The 20,697-nt window shown below is 31.6% G+C and carries 28 protein-coding genes; all 28 read right to left on the bottom strand.

Annotated elements, in window-relative coordinates:
- Positions 1-6: 6 nt before the first annotated feature.
- Positions 7-360, bottom strand: coding sequence for a 50S ribosomal protein L18 (gene rplR, locus FD728_RS04040; protein ID WP_159935069.1), 354 nt, complete (start codon positions 358-360; stop codon positions 7-9).
- 13 nt (positions 361-373) lie between these two features.
- Positions 374-907 carry a 50S ribosomal protein L6 gene (gene rplF, locus FD728_RS04035; protein ID WP_159935067.1) on the bottom strand — a complete coding sequence of 178 codons (534 nt, stop codon included), beginning with the start codon at positions 905-907 and terminating at the stop codon, positions 374-376.
- A gap of 12 nt (positions 908-919) precedes the next feature.
- Complete coding sequence (gene rpsH / locus FD728_RS04030; protein WP_159935065.1) at positions 920-1,312, bottom strand: 30S ribosomal protein S8; 393 nt, start codon at positions 1,310-1,312, stop codon at positions 920-922.
- A 32-nt stretch (positions 1,313-1,344) separates the two neighbouring features.
- A complete protein-coding gene (gene rpsN / locus FD728_RS04025; RefSeq protein ID WP_159935063.1) occupies positions 1,345-1,650 on the bottom strand; it encodes a 30S ribosomal protein S14 in 306 nt (101 codons plus the stop codon).
- Positions 1,651-1,664: 14 nt separating this feature from the next.
- Positions 1,665-2,204, bottom strand: a complete 540-nt coding sequence (rplE, locus tag FD728_RS04020) for a 50S ribosomal protein L5 (RefSeq protein WP_159935061.1) — start codon at positions 2,202-2,204, stop codon at positions 1,665-1,667.
- A 14-nt stretch (positions 2,205-2,218) separates the two neighbouring features.
- Positions 2,219-2,533, bottom strand: a complete 315-nt coding sequence (rplX, locus tag FD728_RS04015) for a 50S ribosomal protein L24 (protein ID WP_159935059.1) — start codon at positions 2,531-2,533, stop codon at positions 2,219-2,221.
- A 10-nt stretch (positions 2,534-2,543) separates the two neighbouring features.
- Positions 2,544-2,915: a 50S ribosomal protein L14 gene (rplN, locus tag FD728_RS04010; protein WP_159935057.1), complete on the bottom strand. Its 372-nt coding sequence runs from the start codon at positions 2,913-2,915 to the stop codon at positions 2,544-2,546.
- A 156-nt stretch (positions 2,916-3,071) separates the two neighbouring features.
- Positions 3,072-3,326 carry a 30S ribosomal protein S17 gene (gene rpsQ, locus FD728_RS04005; RefSeq protein WP_159935055.1) on the bottom strand — a complete coding sequence of 85 codons (255 nt, stop codon included), beginning with the start codon at positions 3,324-3,326 and terminating at the stop codon, positions 3,072-3,074.
- Entirely contained in the window at positions 3,327-3,524 is a 198-nt protein-coding gene (gene rpmC / locus FD728_RS04000) for a 50S ribosomal protein L29 (RefSeq protein WP_159935053.1), read from the bottom strand.
- Positions 3,525-3,935 (bottom strand): 50S ribosomal protein L16, encoded by a 411-nt coding sequence (gene rplP / locus FD728_RS03995; protein WP_159935051.1) that lies wholly within the window; start codon positions 3,933-3,935, stop codon positions 3,525-3,527. It lies immediately after the preceding gene.
- Between the two features lie 25 nt (positions 3,936-3,960).
- On the bottom strand, positions 3,961-4,659 hold the full coding sequence (gene rpsC / locus FD728_RS03990; protein WP_159935049.1) for a 30S ribosomal protein S3: 699 nt from the start codon (positions 4,657-4,659) through the stop codon (positions 3,961-3,963).
- Between the two features lie 23 nt (positions 4,660-4,682).
- Positions 4,683-5,012 (bottom strand): 50S ribosomal protein L22, encoded by a 330-nt coding sequence (gene rplV, locus FD728_RS03985; protein ID WP_159935047.1) that lies wholly within the window; start codon positions 5,010-5,012, stop codon positions 4,683-4,685.
- Between the two features lie 24 nt (positions 5,013-5,036).
- Positions 5,037-5,315, bottom strand: coding sequence for a 30S ribosomal protein S19 (gene rpsS / locus FD728_RS03980; RefSeq protein WP_159935045.1), 279 nt, complete (start codon positions 5,313-5,315; stop codon positions 5,037-5,039).
- A 27-nt stretch (positions 5,316-5,342) separates the two neighbouring features.
- Complete coding sequence (gene rplB / locus FD728_RS03975) at positions 5,343-6,164, bottom strand: 50S ribosomal protein L2 (RefSeq protein WP_159935043.1); 822 nt, start codon at positions 6,162-6,164, stop codon at positions 5,343-5,345.
- A 17-nt stretch (positions 6,165-6,181) separates the two neighbouring features.
- Positions 6,182-6,484, bottom strand: coding sequence for a 50S ribosomal protein L23 (gene rplW / locus FD728_RS03970; protein ID WP_159935041.1), 303 nt, complete (start codon positions 6,482-6,484; stop codon positions 6,182-6,184).
- The gene (rplD, locus tag FD728_RS03965) at positions 6,481-7,086 is read right to left on the bottom strand and encodes a 50S ribosomal protein L4 (RefSeq protein WP_159935039.1); all 606 of its coding nucleotides are present in this window, start codon (positions 7,084-7,086) and stop codon (positions 6,481-6,483) included. Before rplD ends, rplW begins: the two co-directional genes overlap by 4 nt.
- Positions 7,087-7,091: 5 nt before the next feature.
- A complete protein-coding gene (rplC, locus tag FD728_RS03960) occupies positions 7,092-7,730 on the bottom strand; it encodes a 50S ribosomal protein L3 (RefSeq protein ID WP_159935037.1) in 639 nt (212 codons plus the stop codon).
- A gap of 32 nt (positions 7,731-7,762) precedes the next feature.
- The gene (gene rpsJ, locus FD728_RS03955) at positions 7,763-8,074 is read right to left on the bottom strand and encodes a 30S ribosomal protein S10 (protein WP_159935035.1); all 312 of its coding nucleotides are present in this window, start codon (positions 8,072-8,074) and stop codon (positions 7,763-7,765) included.
- A 922-nt stretch (positions 8,075-8,996) separates the two neighbouring features.
- Positions 8,997-10,181 (bottom strand): elongation factor Tu, encoded by a 1,185-nt coding sequence (gene tuf / locus FD728_RS03950; protein ID WP_159935033.1) that lies wholly within the window; start codon positions 10,179-10,181, stop codon positions 8,997-8,999.
- Positions 10,182-10,250: 69 nt separating this feature from the next.
- Positions 10,251-12,365 (bottom strand): elongation factor G, encoded by a 2,115-nt coding sequence (fusA, locus tag FD728_RS03945; RefSeq protein ID WP_159935031.1) that lies wholly within the window; start codon positions 12,363-12,365, stop codon positions 10,251-10,253.
- Between the two features lie 102 nt (positions 12,366-12,467).
- Complete coding sequence (gene rpsG / locus FD728_RS03940; RefSeq protein ID WP_159935029.1) at positions 12,468-12,938, bottom strand: 30S ribosomal protein S7; 471 nt, start codon at positions 12,936-12,938, stop codon at positions 12,468-12,470.
- A 111-nt stretch (positions 12,939-13,049) separates the two neighbouring features.
- Positions 13,050-13,424 (bottom strand): 30S ribosomal protein S12, encoded by a 375-nt coding sequence (gene rpsL, locus FD728_RS03935; protein ID WP_159935027.1) that lies wholly within the window; start codon positions 13,422-13,424, stop codon positions 13,050-13,052.
- Positions 13,425-13,567: 143 nt separating this feature from the next.
- Complete coding sequence (gene tusB / locus FD728_RS03930) at positions 13,568-13,855, bottom strand: sulfurtransferase complex subunit TusB (RefSeq protein WP_159935025.1); 288 nt, start codon at positions 13,853-13,855, stop codon at positions 13,568-13,570.
- A gap of 14 nt (positions 13,856-13,869) precedes the next feature.
- Positions 13,870-14,229 (bottom strand): sulfurtransferase complex subunit TusC, encoded by a 360-nt coding sequence (tusC, locus tag FD728_RS03925; RefSeq protein ID WP_159935023.1) that lies wholly within the window; start codon positions 14,227-14,229, stop codon positions 13,870-13,872.
- Complete coding sequence (gene tusD, locus FD728_RS03920) at positions 14,229-14,615, bottom strand: sulfurtransferase complex subunit TusD (protein ID WP_159935021.1); 387 nt, start codon at positions 14,613-14,615, stop codon at positions 14,229-14,231. The genes tusC and tusD overlap by 1 nt, the downstream gene beginning before the upstream one ends.
- Before the next feature lie 766 nt (positions 14,616-15,381).
- Positions 15,382-17,181 carry a glutathione-regulated potassium-efflux system protein KefB gene (gene kefB, locus FD728_RS03915; RefSeq protein ID WP_159935019.1) on the bottom strand — a complete coding sequence of 600 codons (1,800 nt, stop codon included), beginning with the start codon at positions 17,179-17,181 and terminating at the stop codon, positions 15,382-15,384.
- Positions 17,181-17,729, bottom strand: a complete 549-nt coding sequence (gene kefG, locus FD728_RS03910) for a glutathione-regulated potassium-efflux system ancillary protein KefG (RefSeq protein WP_159935115.1) — start codon at positions 17,727-17,729, stop codon at positions 17,181-17,183. The genes kefB and kefG overlap by 1 nt, the downstream gene beginning before the upstream one ends.
- A 374-nt stretch (positions 17,730-18,103) precedes the next feature.
- On the bottom strand, positions 18,104-18,943 hold the full coding sequence (gene tauD / locus FD728_RS03905) for a taurine dioxygenase (RefSeq protein ID WP_159935017.1): 840 nt from the start codon (positions 18,941-18,943) through the stop codon (positions 18,104-18,106).
- Positions 18,944-20,697 lie beyond the last annotated feature (1,754 nt).

The following is a 20,697-nucleotide window of genomic DNA, read 5'->3' as shown; positions in this document are numbered from 1 at the left end:
TTTAAATTAAAACTGAAGACCTGCTTTACGAGCAGCATCTGCTAGTGCTTTAACGCGACCATGATATTGAAACCCGGAACGGTCAAAAGAAACATCTTTAATTCCTTTTTCGATAGCGCGTTGAGCTAAAGTTTTACCGACAGCTATAGCAGCAATTTTATTACCAGTATATTTTAGTTGTGTAGCAATAGATCGCTCTACCGTAGAAGCAGCAACCAAAACATTAAAACTATTAGGAGCAATTACCTGTGCGTAAATATGACGCGGGGTACGATGTACTACTAGACGAGTAACATTGAGCTCTTTAAGCTTACAACGTGTACGACTCGCACGTCTAATACGAGCAGACTTTTTATACATATATATCGTTACCTTACTTTTTTTTAGCTTCTTTAAGACGCACGATTTCATCTGCGTAACGAATACCTTTTCCTTTATAAGGTTCAGGACGACGATAAGCTCGTAGATCAGCTGCTACTTGACCGACAAGCTGTTTATCAGCGCCTTTTAATATAATTTCTGTCTGAGTTGGACACTCAGCAATAATACCAATTGGTAATATATGATTAATAACATGAGAAAATCCAATAGATAAACTAATAGAATTACCTATAATACTTGCACGATAACCCACACCAACTAACTGTAATTTTTTAGTAAATCCGTCGGTAACACCTATAATCATATTATTTAAAAGAGCACGAGCAGTACCTGCTTGAGCCCAACCATTTACAAAACCATTATGTGGCTTAAAAGTTAATATATTATCTATATGCTGAACGTTTACAGCATGATTAATAATACGATTGAGTACTCCGTTTTTTCCTTTTACTAAAATTTCTTGACCTATAATTTTTATCTCTACACCGGTAGGAATAACGACAGGTGCTTTTGCAACACGAGACATTTTATCCTCCGATTAAGCTACGTAACAGATAATTTCTCCACCAAGACCAGCTCGTCGCGCTGCGCGATCAGTCATAACACCTTTAGAAGTAGAAACTACTGCGATACCTAAACCAGCCATAACTTTAGGTAATTTATCTTTCTTCTTATAAATGCGTAAACCTGGACGACTAACACGCTGAATACTTTCTACAACAGCTTTACCTTGAAAATATTTAAGAGTCAGTTCTAATGCAGGTTTAATTTCACCTGCAATTTTAAAATTTTGAATGTAGCCTTCTTCCTTTAATACATTGGCAATTGCCACTTTTAATTTCGAAGAAGGCATAGAGACCACAACTTTATTTGCGGCCTGACCGTTACGGATACGTGTTAACATATCCGCGATCGGATCTTGCATACTCATCTGTGTTACTCCCGTAACTCACATGGTGATAATTACCAACTAGCCTTTTTAAGACCCGGAATCTCACCACGCATTGCAGCTTCACGGACCTTCATACGACTCAACCCAAACTTCCTCAGAAAACCATGAGGACGACCTGTCTGTCGACAACGATTACGCTGACGTGAAGGACTGGAATCACGTGGTAGACTCTGTAGCTTGAGAATAGCATCCCAACGATCTTTATCGGATGCATTCACATTAGAAATAATTGACTTCAGTTCATCGCGTTTTGTACAGAACTTATCTGCTAATTTTACACGCTTAACTTCGCGTGCTTTCATAGATTGCTTAGCCATTAAGTAACCCTACCTTACTTACGAAAAGGAAAGTTAAAAGCAGTAAGTAAAGCACGGCCTTCATTATCAGATTTCGCAGTAGTGGTAATGGTAATATCCAAACCACGAACGAGATCAATTTTGTCGTAATCGATTTCTGGAAAAATAATTTGCTCACGAACACCTATACTATAATTACCATATCCATCAAAAGATTTAGCAGAAAAACCACGAAAATCTCTGATACGAGGGATTGCAATAGTAATTAGACGTTCAAAAAATTCCCACATACGTTCGCCACGCAAAGTTACTTTACAACCGATCGGATAGCCCTGACGGATTTTGAAGCCTGCAACTGATTTGCGTGCTTTAGTGATCAACGGTTTTTGACCGGAGATTGCTGCTAGGTCAAATACCGCATTATCTAGCAGTTTCTTGTCAGAGATCGCTTCACCAACACCCATATTCAGGGTAATCTTCTCGACCCGAGGGACTTGCATGACAGAATTATAGCCCAACTTTGTCATGAGTTTCTGGACTACTTCGTTTTTGTAGTAATCATGCAGTTTCGCCATCGCACTACTCCAAATTACTTAATAGTTTCGTTATTAGACTTAAAGAAACGGATTTTTTTACCATATTCAAATCTAAAACCTACACGATCAGCCTTACTAGTTACTGCATTAAAGATCGCAACGTTAGAAATCTGAATGGCAGCTTCTATTTTAACGATACCTCCAGGTTTATTTAATGCCGGAAGAGGTTTCTGATGTTTTTTAACTAAATTAATACCTTCAACAATAACCTTACCTGAAGATAAAACATTTTTTATCTTACCTCGTTTACCTTTATCTTTGCCAGTTAGAACGATAACTTCGTCGTTACGACGTATTTTTGTTGCCATTGTTCACTCCTTAAAGTACTTCTGGTGCCAAAGATATAATCTTCATAAATTTCTCAGTACGCAGCTCACGAGTTACAGGACCAAAAATACGTGTCCCTATAGGTAGCTCGTTATTATTATTTAAAATAACACATGCATTAACATCAAAGCGAATAACAGAACCATCAGGGCGACGTACACCTTTCTTAGTACGCACTATTACAGCCTTTAACACATCACCTTTTTTTACTTTACCACGAGGAATAGCTTCTTTAATTGTTATTTTAATAATATCTCCAATGTTTGCATATCGACGATGAGAGCCACCAAGAACCTTAATACACATTACACTACGTGCACCGGAGTTATCAGCAACATTCAACATTGTCTGTTCTTGGATCATTTTGATGCTCCACTAATGAGTATTGATTTATAACATATAACTCTAAATTATTAAATTTATCCTTAAAAGCGGAATATTATAACACTATTCAATATAAATAAGTAAAAAATGAAAGTTTTTTTAACTTGTTTTATACAGCATATGATCTATAGTATATTACAAGATTGTTTTCTCTACAATGCGAACTAAAGTCCAAGATTTAGTTTTAGATATCGGACGAGTTTCACGTATTTCTACTAAATCACCAATACAACATTCATTCTTTTCGTCATGAATATATAGTTTAGTCGTACGCTTAATAAACTTACCATAAACTGGGTGTTTCACAAATCGCTCGATAGCGACGACACTAGATTTTTGCATCTTATTACTAATAACACGGCCTTGCAGAGTTCGAATTTTATCTACCATTTATTTACGCCTTCTGCTTTTTTCTGTTAATAAAGTTTTAATACGTGCGATGTTATGACGAACTTTATTTAACAAGTGACTCGTTTGTGCTTTACCAGATACTACCTGCATACGTAAATTAAATTGTTCACGCAACAAGTTAATTAATTCTATTTTTAATTCTTCAATATTTTTTTTACGCAGCTCAGATACTTTCATTTACATTACCACTTTAGTTACAAATGTAGTTTTGATAGGTAGTTTTGCAGCTGCTAACTTAAATGCTTGACGAGCCTCTTCTTCAGGAACACCATCCATTTCATATAACACCTTACCAGGCTGAATTAAGGCAACCCAGTATTCGACATTACCCTTACCTTTTCCCATACGTACTTCTAGAGGTTTTTCAGTAATTGGTTTATCTGGAAATATACGGATCCAAATCTTACCTTGACGCTTAACTGCACGAGTCATAGCACGACGTGCTGCTTCTATCTGACGAGCACTTATACGACCACGATCCGTAGCCTTAAGGCCAAAAGTACCGAAGCTAACATCCGTTCCTCGAGCAAAACCACGATTGCGACCTTTATGCATTTTTCGAAATTTTGTACGTTTTGGTTGTAACATCAAGTACTCTCCTTGGTTTTACTTTTTACTTACGGTTTTTACGTTGTTGCTTTTTAGGTTGCGTAGCCAATTCTGGTTGTTCAATCACAGTCATACCACCTAAAATCTCACCTTTAAAGATCCATACTTTGACACCAATTACACCATAAGTCGTATGTGCTTCAGAAATATTATAATCAACATCAGCACGTAATGTATGTAATGGTACACGACCTTCACGATACCATTCACTACGTGCAATTTCAGCACCTCCTAAACGTCCACTTACTTCAACTTTAATTCCTTTAGCACCAAGACGGATAGCATTCTGTACAGCTCGTTTCATAGCACGACGAAACATTACTCGTCGTTCTAATTGTGAAGCGATACTATCAGCTACTAGTTTAGCATCTAGTTCCGGTTTACGAACTTCAGCAATATTAATCTGTGCAGGCACACCAGCTATGCTAGCTATTACTGTACGCATTTTTTCAACATCTTCGCCTTTTTTACCAATAACAATACCAGGACGAGCAGTATGAATGGTTACACGAATACTTTTAGCTGGACGTTCAATAACTATACGAGATATAAATGCTTTAATTAATTTTTTACTTAAAAATTGACGTACTTTAAAATCACTATCTAAATTAGCAGCAAATTCTTTAGTATTTGCAAACCAAGTTGAATTCCATGGTTTTACAATACCTAAACGAATACCGTTCGGATGCACTTTTTGACCCATTATAGTCTCCTATAAGTATCTTATTAATTAGATACAACCACAGTAATATGGCTAGTACGTTTTAAGATACTATCAGCACGCCCTTTTGCACGTGGCATAACGCGTTTTACGGTCGGACCTTCATCAATAAAAATTCTCGTAATTTTTAGTTCGTCTATATCAATACCATTATTGTGTTCAGCATTCGCAATGGCAGATTCTAATACTTTTTTAACTATTATAGTCGCTTTTTTATTAGTATATGTCAGAATATCTAGAGCCTGAGATACTCTTTTACCGCGAATCAAATTGGCAACAAGACGCACCTTTTGAGCAGAAGAAGGTGCGTGGCAATGTCGGGCAATAGTTTCCATCTCTTTCTCTATACTTATTTTAAATTATTTTTTTTTAGTTTTCTTATCAGCAGTATGACCGCGATAAGTACGTGTAGGTGAAAATTCACCTAATTTATGTCCAACCATTTCATCAGATACAAAAACAGGAATGTGCTGACGTCCGTTATGCACAGCAATAGTCAAACCAATCATATTAGGAAAAATAGTCGAACGACGAGACCAAGTACGTAGAGGTTTCTTATCCCCGTTTTTGACTGCTTTCTCTACTTTCTTAAGTAAATGTAAATCAATAAAAGGCCCTTTTTTGAGAGAACGTGGCATAACTTACCCTCTGTATTATTACTTAATTTACTTACTATAGCGACGTAGAATAAACTTATCAGTACGTTTATTACTACGTGTTTTTTTACCTTTAGTTTGAATACCCCATGGAGTTACTGGATGCTTACCAAAGTTACGACCTTCTCCACCACCATGAGGATGATCAACTGGATTCATAGCAGTACCACGCACAGTAGGACGAATACCACGCCATCGGCTTGCACCAGCTTTACCTAAAACACGTAACATATGTTCAGAATTACCTACTTCACCCAAAGTTGCACGGCAATTAGCTTCAACTTTACGCATTTCTCCCGAACGTAATCGAACTGTAACATAAGCACCTTCACGCGCTACAATCTGTATATAAGAACCAGCAGATCTTGCAATTTGACCGCCTTTACCTGGTTTCATTTCTACATTGTGTACAGTAGAACCTACTGGAATATTACGCATTGGTAAAGTATTGCCTACTTTAATAGCTGCATTACTACCAGATTGAATCTGATCACCAACTTTTAAATTTTTAGGAGCAAGAATATAACGACGTTCTCCGTCTTTATATAAAATTAATGCAATATTTGCAGAACGATTAGGATCGTATTCAAAACGTTCAATGATTGCTGGTATATCATCTTTAGTACGTTTAAAATCAATAAGACGATAAGATTGCTTATGTCCTCCGCCAATATGTCTAGTAGTAATATGCCCATGATTATTGCGGCCACCGGATTTGCTTTTTTTTTGTAATAGAGGAGCAAAAGGTTTGCCTTTATTTAATTCAAAATTAACTACCTTAATTAAGTGACGACGACCGGGAGATGTAGGTTTACATTTAATAATTGCCATCATTTTTCTCCTGTAACTTATTCAGCACTATTAATAAAATCCAGATGCTGTCCTTTTTTTAGGGTAACATAAGCTTTTTTCCAGTCACTAGAACGAGTAAAATACCGTTTGTGGCGTTTTATTTTACCTTTAACAATGAGCGTATTTACCTCTTTAACCTCTACTTCAAATAATTTTTTTACAGCAGCTAAAATCTCTTTTTTAGTCGCATTTTTTAAAACTTTAAAAACAATACTATTATTTTTCTCCATTGTACTAGAAGATTTTTCAGATACATGTGGTGCACATAGTATTTTAAGTAAACGTTCTTCCTTATTCATAAAAACATATCCTCAATTTGCTTGACGGCATCAGTCGTCATAATAACTTTATCAAATTTAATCAAGCTAATTGGATCAATTCTAGATACATCACACAAAGCAACTTTATAAAGATTACGTGTAGCCAAAAATAAATTTTTATCTATTTTATTAGTAATAATCATTACTTTGTCTAATTCCATACTTTTTAATTTTTCTACTAATAACTTTGTTTTAGGTGCTTCTATACATAATGAATGTACAACAATTAAACGTTGTTGCCGTACTAATTCAGATAAAATACTTTTCAACGCACCACGATACATTTTCTTATTCACTTTTTGTCTGTGGTCTTGCGGTCGTGCAGCAAATGTAACACTACCTGAACGCCAAATAGGGCTCTTAATAGAGCCTGAACGTGCTCGTCCAGTACCTTTTTGACGCCATGGCTTACGACCAGAACCAGTAACTTCAGCACGATTTTTTTGCGCGCGAGTACCTTGTCGCATACCTGCAGCATAAGCAATAACAACTTGGTGAACTAAAGCTTCATTAAAAACACAACCAAAAACATTTTCGGAAACATTTAACGTGCTTTGCGCGTCTTTTAGTACTAGTTCCATTGCTATTACCTTATAGCTTTTATAGCTGGTTTTACAATTACATCACTACCATTTGCACCTGGTACGGCACCTTTTACTAATAACAAACTACGATCAGTATTAATGCGTATTATTTCTAAGTTCTGTACAGTTACACGTTCTTTACCCATATGACCAGCCATTTTTTTACCTTTAAATACCTTTCCTGGTGTCTGATTTTGACCAATAGAACCAGGAACACGATGAGATAAAGAATTTCCATGTGTCACATCTTGAGTACGAAAATTCCAGCGTTTAACCGTTCCTGCAAAACCTTTACCTTTAGATATACTAGTTACATCTACTTTCTTCAAAGTAGAAAAGATCTCAACACTAATATTTTCACCTACAGTAAACTTCTTAGTAGTATTTTTAATACGAAATTCCCATAAACCACGACCAGCTTGAACAGCAGCTTTCGCATAGTGTCCTGCTTCTGGTTTACTTATATGACTTACCTTTTTATTACCTGTAGTCACTTGAATAGCCGCATAACCATCTTTATCTACTTTTTTTATTTGAGTAATTCGGTTGGATTCAACCTCTATTACTGTAACTGGAATAGAAATACCATCTTCTGTGAAGATACGAGTCATTCCTATTTTTTTACCGACTACACCAATCATTGTTTCAACCTCTCAATAGCTCGACGAGCAGATTAATCTAGACTAATCTGTACATCTACACCTGCAGCTAGATCTAAACGCATCAGAGCATCAACGGTTTTTTCAGTTGGATCAACGATGTCTACTAAACGCTTATGAGTACGTATTTCATATTGATCACGTGCATCTTTATTAACATGCGGAGAAATCAAAACAGTAAAATGCTCTTTACGAGTCGGTAATGGGATCGGACCACGAACTTGCGCACCAGTGCGCTTGGCAGTCTCCACGATCTCTGCGGTTGATTGATCTATCAAGCGATGATCAAACGCTTTAAGACGGATACGGATCCTTTGATTCTGCATGGATCAGAGCTCCAAACGTTTTATGAAAAGAAAAAACACTACACTTAATTAAGATATGGTGTAGTTGTTCAACATATAAATATAATTCCCAAAGGAGAGTTATGTTAGGTTATATATAATTCAATTTATCCTACATCTTTCGATTGTAATAAATTATGCTACAATAAAGCTAATGCATTATACTTCAATTTTTTCAGGAAGAAAAGTAAGATGATTTTCAACTATAATACTAACCTTTAAATAAAAACACTAATTTAGAAATTTTAATTCTACTTCAAGCGTATGATATTTTATTTATTATAAACTTAATAAAAATTACTTTAAATCTAGTAAATGCAATAAATCCTATATTAAAAAAATTGATAAACATATTAATCAATATATATAATTTTATAATATAAATATTTATTAAATTTTACAAGAAATGCTTATCTAATACTTGTGTTTAGTAAAAAAATAAATTTTATCATTATAAAATAATATTAATTATATAATAGTAAATTAACTAATAATAGTCAGTATTATTTATAAATAATTAAATTAAAAAAGTACTAGTGAATTTTAAAAGTAATATACTAAAATTCTTAATATAATCATAAGAAAATATATAATTCTTGTTTAATATTCTTTATTTATAAAACTTCTAATTTTCCTTAGAACAAAATACATTATATTTAATATTATTTCAAATATTTGATATTATATTACTAATTACTAATTAATTTAATATTATTAACATATTATTATCAATATGTTAAATATTATTTTTTTTATATAATTTACTATAACATACTTTGCATCATATCCATATAAATAAACATTTCATTAATATTTAAGTTAAATCAAATAAAAAAAGAGCACCTAAATGCTCCTTTTTTATTATACTTAAAATTCTCATTAGAAAATTTATAATATACTATCATTAAGCTATAACTTCAGCAACAATGCCGGCTCCAACAGTACGTCCACCTTCACGAATTGCAAAACGTAATCCTGCATCCATAGCAATTGGATGAATTAATTCAACAGTAATTTTAACATTATCACCAGGCATAACCATTTCAATCCCTGCTGGTAACTCAATATTACCAGTTACATCAGTTGTACGGAAATAAAATTGTGGACGATACCCTTTAAAAAATGGGGTATGACGACCACCTTCTTCTTTGGTTAAAACATATACTTCTGATATAAACTTAGTATGAGGTTTAATGGAACCAGGCTTAGCTAATACTTGACCACGTTGAATATCTTCTCGCTTAATACCACGGAGTAAAACTCCACAGTTTTCTCCTGCTTGTCCCTGATCAAGAAGTTTACGAAACATTTCTACTCCTGTACAAGTAGATTTAATAGTTGGTTTAATTCCTACAATTTCAACTTCATCTCCTACTTTAACTACTCCATTCTCTACACGACCAGTTACAACGGTACCACGTCCAGATATTGAAAATACATCTTCAATTGGTAATAAAAAAGGCTTATCGATTGTTCGGATTGGATCTGGAATGTAAGTATCTAAATAATTGGCTAACTCAGTAATTTTAGCTTCCCATTCAGGATCGCCTTCTAGTGCTTTTAACGCAGAACCACGAACTATAGGAGTATCATCACCTGGAAAGTCATATTGTGATAGTAAATCACGAACTTCCATTTCAACAAGCTCAAGTAGCTCTTCATCATCAACCATATCACATTTATTAAGAAAAACGATAATATACGGCACACCAACTTGACGACCTAATAAAATATGCTCACGAGTTTGTGGCATTGGACCATCAGTAGCTGCAACAACTAAAATTGCTCCATCCATTTGTGCAGCACCAGTAATCATATTTTTTATATAATCAGCATGACCAGGACAGTCAACGTGTGCATAATGCCTAATAGGAGTTTCGTATTCCACATGAGAAGTATTAATAGTTATACCACGTGCTTTTTCTTCTGGTGCATTATCGATTTGATCAAATGCACAAGGTTGACCTCCGTAAATTTTAGCTAGTACTGTAGTAATAGCAGCAGTTAAAGTAGTTTTACCGTGGTCAACATGACCAATAGTACCCACATTTACATGCAGTTTATTACGTTGGAATTGCTCTTTAGCCATGGCGGTAATCCTTACATTATGCTTTTTTATTACTTAAAAGCATTAGTTAATAATTTTATAAGCGTAGCTTTATTTGCCACGAGCTTCAATAATGGCCTGAGCAACGTTGTGCGGTGCATCATCGTACTTCAAAAATTCCATAGAATAAGAAGCACGACCTTTAGTCAAAGAACGCAATTGAGTTGCATATCCAAACATTTCAGATAAAGGAACTTCAGCATGTATTTGAACACCTGTAGTGTTAGATTCCTGACCTTTGAGCATACCGCGACGACGACTCAGGTCACCGATGACATCACCGGTATTCTCTTCCGGAGTCTCTACTTCAACCTTCATAATAGGTTCCAGTAAAACCGGATGTGCTTTTTTAAAGCCATTTTTAAAGGCGATAGAAGCTGCTAGTTTAAACGCTAGCTCAGAAGAGTCAACGTCATGATAAGAACCAAAGTGCAAACGTACTCCTAAATCCACTACTGGATAACCAGCTAACGGACCTGATTTTAACTGTTCCTGTATGCCTTTATCAACAACAGGGACATATTCTCCAGGAATCACACCACCTTTAATATCATTAATAAATTCATAACCATTAGGATTTGAACCTGGCTCTAATGGGTACATATCAATTACAACATGACCATATTGTCCACGCCCACCAGATTGCTTAATATATTTACCTTCAATATCTGTAACTTTAGAACGAATTGCTTCGCGATAAGCAACTTGTGGTTTTCCAACATTTGCTTCAACGTTAAACTCACGCTTCATACGATCAACTATAATATCAAGATGTAGTTCTCCCATACCAGCAATAATTGTTTGATTAGATTCATAATCTGTCCATACACGAAATGACGGATCTTCTTTAGCTAAACGATTTAAAGCTAATCCCATTTTTTCTTGATCAGCTTTAGTTTTTGGTTCAACAGCTATAGATATTACTGGTTCAGGAAATTCCATTCGTTCTAAAACAATTGGACTATTTGGATCACACAAAGTATCACCAGTAATTACATCTTTTAAACCAATGGCTGCGGCAATATCACCTGCACGTACTTCATTAATTTCTTCACGTTTGTTGGCATGCATTTGAACAATACGACCAAAGCGTTCACGTGAATCTTTTGCTGAATTTAGTACTATATCACCTGAATTTACTACGCCAGAATACACTCGAAAAAATGTTAAGTTACCGACAAATGGATCATTAGCAATTTTAAATGCCAAAGCAGAAAAAGGTTCGTTATCAGTTGCATGACGTTTAGCAGCGATATCTTGACCATCATTCGTAATTCCAGTAATCGCAGAAATATCAATTGGTGATGGTAAATATTCAATAACTGCATCTAGCATTGATTGAACTCCTTTATTTTTAAAAGCAGAACCACAAGTAACTAATATAATTTCATTATTCAATACACGTTGACGTAATGCCGATTTAATTTCTTTTTCAGTTAAATTGTCAGTAATTAAATATTTTTCCATTAGTTCTTCAGATGTTTCTGCTGCACATTCAATTAACTTTTGACGCCAATTTTCTGCTAATTTTAACATATGTATAGGGATATCTTCATACATGAAGGTAACACCTGAATCTTTTTCATTCCAACGAATAGCTTTCATTTTAATTAAATCAATAATACCAATGAAATTATCCTCAGCACCAATAGGCAATTGTAATGGAATGGGATTCGTATAAAGACGTTCTTTAATTTGATCTATAACTTTTAAAAAGTTTGCTCCCATACGATCCATTTTATTAATAAAAGCAATACGTGGAACTTTATATTTATTAGCTTGACGCCATACAGTTTCAGATTGGGGTTGTACGCCACCTACAGCACAGTAGACCATTACTGCACCGTCAAGTACTCGCATAGAACGTTCTACTTCGATGGTAAAATCAACATGTCCAGGAGTATCTATAATATTGATTCGATGAGATTCAAACTGATTAGCCATTCCTGACCAAAAAGTAGTGGTAGCTGCAGAAGTAATTGTAATTCCACGCTCTTGTTCCTGTGCCATCCAATCCATAGTTGCTGCACCATCATGTACTTCACCAATTTTATGGTTAACACCTGTATAAAACAAGATACGCTCAGTTGTAGTAGTTTTACCAGCATCAATATGTGCACTTATACCGATATTACGGTAGCGTGAAATAGGTGTTGTACGAGCCATTCTATTCCTCGTTTTTTTAGACGTTTAAGGATGATATATCCTTAACTAATAATTAATTTCTTATATATTTAGTCTAGTTAAACGCAGTAGATAAGTAGTATATTACCAACGGTAATGTGCAAATGCTTTATTAGCTTCTGCCATACGATGAACATCTTCACGTTTCTTAACTGCAGTACCTTTATTTGCTACAGCATCGGCAAGTTCATTTGCCAATCTTAATGCCATAGATTTATCACTACGTTTACGAGCAGTTTCTACAATCCAACGCATTGCTAAGGCATTACGACGAACAGGACGTACTTCAATTGGTACTTGGTAAGTAGAACCACCAACGCGACGTGATTTAACTTCTACAGTAGGACGTACATTTTCTAGTGCTAGTTCAAAAGCTTCAAGTTCACTTTTACCCGAACGTTGAGATAAGCTTTCAAGAGCAGAATAAACAATTGATTCAGCAATAGATTTTTTTCCACTTATCATTAAAATATTTATAAATTTAGTTAATAATTCTGATCTAAATTTAGGATCAGGTAAAATTTTACGCTGAGCAATAACGCGACGACGAGGCATGAAATACTCCATATATTATTTTGTATATTATTCTGTTATTAATTTAATATTGTAAATTAAATTAAAATATATGTCTTTGCTTATAGGCTTAGCGGAAAATTAACTTCAAGGTTAAACTTGTGGTTTTTTCACACCATATTTAGAACGAGATTGTTTACGTTCCTTTACACCTGAACAGTCTAGAGCACCACGAACAGTATGGTAACGTACACCCGGCAAGTCTTTAACACGTCCGCCACGAATTAGAATTACAGAATGTTCTTGAAGATTATGACCTTCACCACCAATGTATGAAGTAACTTCAAAACCATTTGTCAAACGAACACGACAAACTTTACGAAGTGCTGAATTCGGTTTTTTAGGAGTAGTAGTGTATACACGAGTACAAACACCACGCTTTTGAGGACAAGACTCTAATGCAGGTACATTACTCTTTATTGCCTTACGTACTCTTGGTTTTCGCACTAACTGGTTAACTGTTGCCATTCAATAGCTCCTAGATTACTGTTGCTTCCTAACATACAAAATACAATAGTATTTTATTATTTTATATTTGATAAAGATCAAAATCTTAAAGATGTGCTAACACAGTGTCAACAAATAACCTTTTCTTTTTTTGATTTAATTTATTACCAAGCTATTTGAGGTTGATATTTTACTGTCAATTCTACAAAACCAATATAATCTAACCAATTAACCTTTGTTGAAATTTCATTAGTTAGGCCGCGTGCTATGATATCCTCTTCTAATATCCAAAGATTAGCGGGTGAAGCGATTAGTTTTAATAACATTTGACTATTTTTTAAAGCAGCTATTACACCATCTTGCAATAACAACAAATTATCTTCTTTCTGTAAGAGCATTAATAAGCTATCAAAGTCGCATTGCCAAGGAGAATGTAGCAATGTATATAACATAATAAATTCTCAAATTAAAAAGAAATAATATGATGATAAGTTATAAGTTTTTTATATAACATAGATGTATACAAAATCGTGGTAGGTAAAATACGTTCTAAATTTAACTTCTGCCCACGTGTAAGTAAAGATTCTTTACATATAAAATATTGGGTTACATCACATAATGGAAGAAGGCTAAAGGTAGTAATATAATTACGTGCTAGAATAACTTCTGGTTGTTGATTATAATTAAGTTGTAGTACCCCATCGCCAATAAAAAATAAAGCTATTTCTTTATTAAATGCACTCATTGCTAATACAGCATCTAAACCTTCTTTACCAGAACTACTTCCATGTGGTGCTTTGTTGAATAAAAATGCTACTCGTTCCATTAAAATTGTACCAACCGATCGCAGTTAAGAATAGCTTTGGCTAACGTTCTTAATCCAGTTAATTTAAATCCAAATTGTAGATTGCTATCATTAAAATTTAAATGTAATGCTTCTTGAGAATTAATCACACCACGTCTTAATGCTGCTGCTATACAGATATTTAATATTACTCCATTTTCTTCGTACAACTGCTGCCATCCACGTACTATATCAACCTCATCAGTAGCTGGAAAAATAAATCTATTTCCATTTAATACACCATCACGATAAAAAAAAATACTTTCTAGTTTATGTTCTAATTTCAATAATGTTCGCGCAAATAACAGCGCACTACTTGAATTTTGTGTACCGTAAGCTGATCCTGTAACTAGTAAAGTATAGCGCATTAGTAATTATGTCCTGTACAATAAATACTTTATACTAGATTTTAAATAATTTAAATATATCAATATCATTAGTTAATCAAATAAAATTCTTTGAAATTAGAATTTGTACTGTGCAATCATTAAGTAATTAATCTGAAATATCTTCAATAGAAAAACTATTTTTTTAGTCAAATTAGTATTTGATTCATGTATAGTATACTACTAATTAAATATATTATCTTCAACATAAAAAGTCATAATTTACTATTAAACTGTATTATATATTTTTATAAGTATCAATTTTTGCATAATATAACAAATTACTTTCTGTATTTACCTTAATCAAGAATTATATAGTAATTGATTTACTAATCACATTAATTTAATAATTCATTATATATAGTAATTTAATTAAAACTAATCAAAATTTAATTTAACGCACTATAATTATACTATAGTATATAGTATATAGTATTACATATAATTATTAAATTGTACTTGAAATCTATTAAGAAAAATAATTCAGTATATAATACCAATTACTTCTTAAATAAGAACATAAAATAATTAGTATTTATATCATATCCAATTCTTATTTTATTAAGAAAAGAATCTTTCTAATGATGAACAACATCATACTTTTATTATGTTTATATTTATTTAAAATAAAAGATTTACCATTAAGTAATAAACATAAATTTATGTGTATAGAAAATTTTATTTATATAAAAATGCTTTTTAAGCATTTTATTCAAAATATAAAATAATATAATAAATATATTTTTTACTAATTATCCCAACTATTAATTTGATGTCTTTCGTGTTGCATTTCACGCTGAAAAATATCCTCAAGTTCTCGACGGGCTTCACGTAGATGAAAAATTTGAGTATTATCATTGTGATTTGGCATTAATTCTCGCAGCATTCTCATATCTAAACGTCGAAAATGATATTGCGCACGTTGTGCCTGATAAGGATGCATACCAAGAGAAACTAATGTTTTTTTTCCTAACTCTAATGCACTATAGAAAGTTTCACGTGAAAACAATACTCCAGCTTGCAAAAGCTCATGAGCTTCAACTCGGCCACGCGCTCTTGCCATAATTTCCAACTGTGGAAAGTATTTTTGACATATGTGCACAATATTCATAGAATCTTTAAGATCATTACAAGTAATAACGATAGATTGTGCTGTTAATGCTCCAGCGGCACGTAATAACTCTAAATCAGTCGCATCGCCATAGTAAACTTTATAACCATATTTACGCATTAAACTAACTGTAGAAATGTTACGTTCTAATACAGTAATAAGTTTGTTATTGGCCATCAATAAACGACCAACAATTTGACCAAATCTTCCAAAACCAACTACTATAACTTGAGGATTATCATTTTTAACAAAAGGTTTTTCAGTATCTTTTTCAAATTCATTAAAATGATGTGTAAGAATTACATTGACTATCTTCATTAATAACGGAGTAGTCATCATTGAAATTGTTACTATTACTAATAGTATAGATAATTGATCAATAGAAAAAAGTTTTTCTGAGGAAGAGCTTGAGAAAAGTACAAAAGCAAATTCACCACTTTGACTTAGAATGCCAGAAAACTGTAAGCATTCGGAGTTACGTAATTTATAAGTTTTACCTAAAATATAAAGAACTAAAATTTTTACTATAACTAAGATAACTACACATATCAAAATTTCAATCAAATAAATATAAAGAACTCCTAAATTTAGTGCCATACCAACAGAAATAAAAAATAATCCAAGTAGTAAACCCTTAAATGGATCAATTGAAACTTCAAGTTCATGACGATATTCACTATCTGCTAAGAGGATACCAGCTATAAAAGTACCTAGAGCCATTGATAAACCTAACTCATTCATTAACAAAGCTGCTCCTAGAACTAAAAGTAAAGATGCGGCAGTAAAAACCTCTCGTACACCAGCAGCTGCAATAAAACGAAAAATTGGACGAAGCAGATAGTGCCCTCCAAAAAGCACACTAATAAAGGCTAGTATTTTCATGCTCACCGGCAGCCAATCTAATTTACTGATATTATCACCAGCTAATAATGGTAATAATGCTAACAGTGGAATAACGGATAGATCTTGAAATAATAATATTGAAAACCCTATCTTACCTACTTCGTTGCGATTTATTCCTTTATCTCGCATTAATTGTAAGGCCATAGCAGTAGATGACATTGCTAAACTAATAGCACTAACTACTGCCGCTTTCCAATTAAAATCAGTAATCCAAAGTATTAGAATGTATAGAATAATTGCTGAAATAAACAATTGTGCAGCACCTATACCGAAAATTGATCGTTTTAAAGTCCACAATTTAGCTGGATTTAATTCCAATCCAATAATAAACATTAGGAATACAACCCCAAGTTCTGAAAAATTTAGAATATCTTCGACATCACTAATTAAACCTACTCCCCAAGGACCAATTGCAAGTCCAGCTATTAAATAACCTAGTACAGGACCTATTCCCATACGAGCTACAAGAGGAACTATTAATACAGCAGCAAGTAAATATATAATACCTACTATAAATAAAGTTTGTCCTTCCATTACTCATCTTCCTTTAACAGCGGAGATGCTAACCATTCAGAATAAATACGTATAAAGTTATTTATAATTTTAGATTTTTGACGGCGTGCACAATAAATTACCATGGGATTTATCCAACGCATACGACACATTTTAGCAGTTAGTTCAAAAGGACGCAGGATATCCTTCATAGGATAGTTATTGAATCCATCAAGATCATAGGCATTTTCTGGTTCACCAGTAGTAATAATACTACGCCAATATTTACCTTTTAGTGCATTATCATCGCCACTAGCAAATCCTCGTGATAGTACTCTATCTAACCATTCTTTTAATAATGAAGGACAGCTATAAGTGTAAAGAGGATGTTGGAATACTATGATTTGATGATTACGTAATTGTTGTTGTTCATGATAAATATTAATAAAAAAATCTGGATAATGAGCATATAAATCATGTATTGTAACATGTTGAAATTTCATGACTGAATTTAATAAAAGTTTATTAACAATTGAATCTTGTGATTCTGGATGGGCATAAAGCAGCAATACTTTTACTGGCTGCGACATAATATCATTACCCTCCTTTCGAATCATCTATGACATCCGCTAAATAATCGATATAAATAGTCCTCATAATAATTATGTATATAAAATACTCTATAGGTATAGTATATAGGTTATTATTAAATGCATATGATATTTAGTAACAGATAATTATTGTGATTAATATCAACATGTAAAAATATTGATTTTTCAATTATTAAGTCATATATTTACATATATTATTTAAATCATTGAATTTCGAATTCAATGATTTAAATAATATATTGATTTAATCATAAGCATGTAAATTACTACTGTAAACTTAAAATTTAATATTTTATATCTAATGATGTATCGTAATGATTTATTTTAATGTTCAAAAACTAAAAATATATTCATCAAAAAGGTATATCACCTAATACCGTAGCGCGGTGCATCACTCGACGTGACGGATAATAATCAGCATTAGCATAATGTTGTGTTATACGATTATCCCAAATCGCTATATCATTCTCATTCCAACGCCAGCGTATTTGAAACTCTGGTTTAGTAATATGCGAAAATAAAAAACTAAGTAAAGCATCGCTTTCTTTTTCATTTAATCCGACTAAACGTGTTGTAAATCCTTCATTAATAAAAATAGCTTTACGTTTATTTATTGGATGAGTACGCACTACAGGATGTTGAATAGGAGGATATTTTTCTACTGCTTGTTGCCATTTTTTATATTCTTCTTCTGTTTTACAATATTTAAATTCTTGAAATGATTTTTTAAAATCATGCTCTGATCTTAATTGATTTAATAATGTTTTTAATGGTTCAGATAAAGCTTCATATGCTGCAATACAACTAGCCCACAAAGTATCACCGCCTGTTTCTGGAACTAACTTTGAAGATAAGATTGCAATAGCTGGTGGTGTATTAATAAAAGTTACATCAGTATGCCAATTATCATTATCAGGTGGATTATCATTATTAGTATCTAATACTATAATTTCTTTAACTCCTTTTGCATGAGGATAAATCGGATGAATATGTAAATTGCCAAAACGAATTGCTAATGCATAGTGCTGTTCTGGAGTTATTACTTGATTTCGTAAAAATAGAACTTGATATTGTAACAATCCTTGATTCAGTTGTTCAAATTGATCGTCACTCAACGGACGATTGATATAAACATTATGAACTTGTGCACCTATGTATGGGCTAAGAGGAGTAAAAAAAATATGTTCTTTCATGACACTCTCCATTTAGTATATTTATTTAAAATACAAATTAGTATATTTATTTAAAATACAAAATATTAATTTTTTAAGATTGATAAGTACTAGTAATATAGTGCAAAGAATCATCTGTTTTTTTATATATTTTTCAAATAGTATGAAAATTTATCGGTTATTAGACGTATTTAAAAAAATTAAGCTAAGAGTGGAATAAATGTATTTTTACATTTAGAAAATTATTATAATTATTTGGTAATTATAATTTAATTTAATGAAAAATATAATTTTTAAATCTAAGCTAATAATGTTTAAATAAAAATAAAAATAAAAATGTAATTTGCTATTATATCTTAAATAATAATTTAATTATTGAATATAAAAGTAATTTTTTCATTCAGTTAATTATTTTAATCAATTATTATCAAACAACAAAAAAATAAGCATCAAGAAGCTATTAAATTTAAAGAATATTGTTTTCATCTAATAATCTTATGTTTATCTAAACTCAGAATAAATTATTACTAAAAAATGTTTTTAGATAAAAGAATATTAAATTTTTTCTAATAATAAGATGTTATCTACTTATAGAAAATAATATTTATATAAAATAAAAGTTTTTTAAACTAAATGATTAAAAGATGGATATCTTTTAATCGAAATAAGTATTTTATTTAATTAAATATTTTATTACATAAAAAAGTAATATATAAAAATTAATGATTAGATATATTGAAATAAATTTATGTCTATATTATTATAGATAAATCATTATTAAAGAATTTTAAAAATGTATTTAGATACTAAAAATATAGATTTTAGGGATAAATAAAATTAGTTAAACATTAATGGTTTAGATTTATTTATCTATAATATATTTTCAGTTAAAGTTATTGATAAGATCAATACAACTAAAATAAAATAAGAGCTATTCTAGCATAAACCATATAAATTAATACTAAAGATATTAATTATAAAACATAATTATATTATTTTTAATGTTATATGTTTGCATATATAATGCAATTATGGTCAAGCTTTACAAAGAGAATTATTAAGTGAGTTACCTAGGCATATAATGATTATTGGTATCAATTTTATTGATTATAAAAACATTCATTAATCTTATTTGTTGTAAATTTTAAATCAAATAAAATGTAGATAATGTAGAAAAGATAGTTTCTACAAATATATTTATATACTTAATTTAAAATAAATATAGTAGTAAATATATAAAACATGTAAGATAGATAGAGATATTAATTATTTTAGTTTAATATCTAATAATTTTTAATCATTAAGTATATAGAACACATAGACTTACTAGTAGTAATTATATACTATAAGTTATTAAATTTAGAGTAGCTTTAAAAGCTAATTTATGATATTATTAAAATAATAAATTTATGAAAAACAATAACATAATTCATTAAATTACATGTATGCGCTCTATAAAGATTATATTAATTACATTCAGTTTTTTAATATATTTAAACTTTCAACATGTTCCTAACTATTAATATTTTTAATTCTTTCGCTAAACAGGAAATCCTCATCATCTTTCGATAAAATTTTAATCGTTAATTTTGTGGATTATAAAATATTTAGAGTACAAGTGGTATGTTAAGTTTAACTATGATACTTATCATAATAGAGTTAGTATAAAAAGAAAAAAATAAATAATTTAAAAACTAAAAGATAAATATTATTTTATATATATAATATCCTGTACTAAAAAGTAATATTTATAATTTAAATAATTATTTATATAT

Source organism: Pantoea sp. Aalb, assembly GCF_009829985.1.
In the GTDB taxonomy this organism is placed as follows: domain Bacteria; phylum Pseudomonadota; class Gammaproteobacteria; order Enterobacterales; family Enterobacteriaceae; genus SZZU01.
The sequence above is the reverse complement of the archived record's forward strand: the minus strand, read 5'-3'. Positions and strand labels throughout refer to the sequence as shown.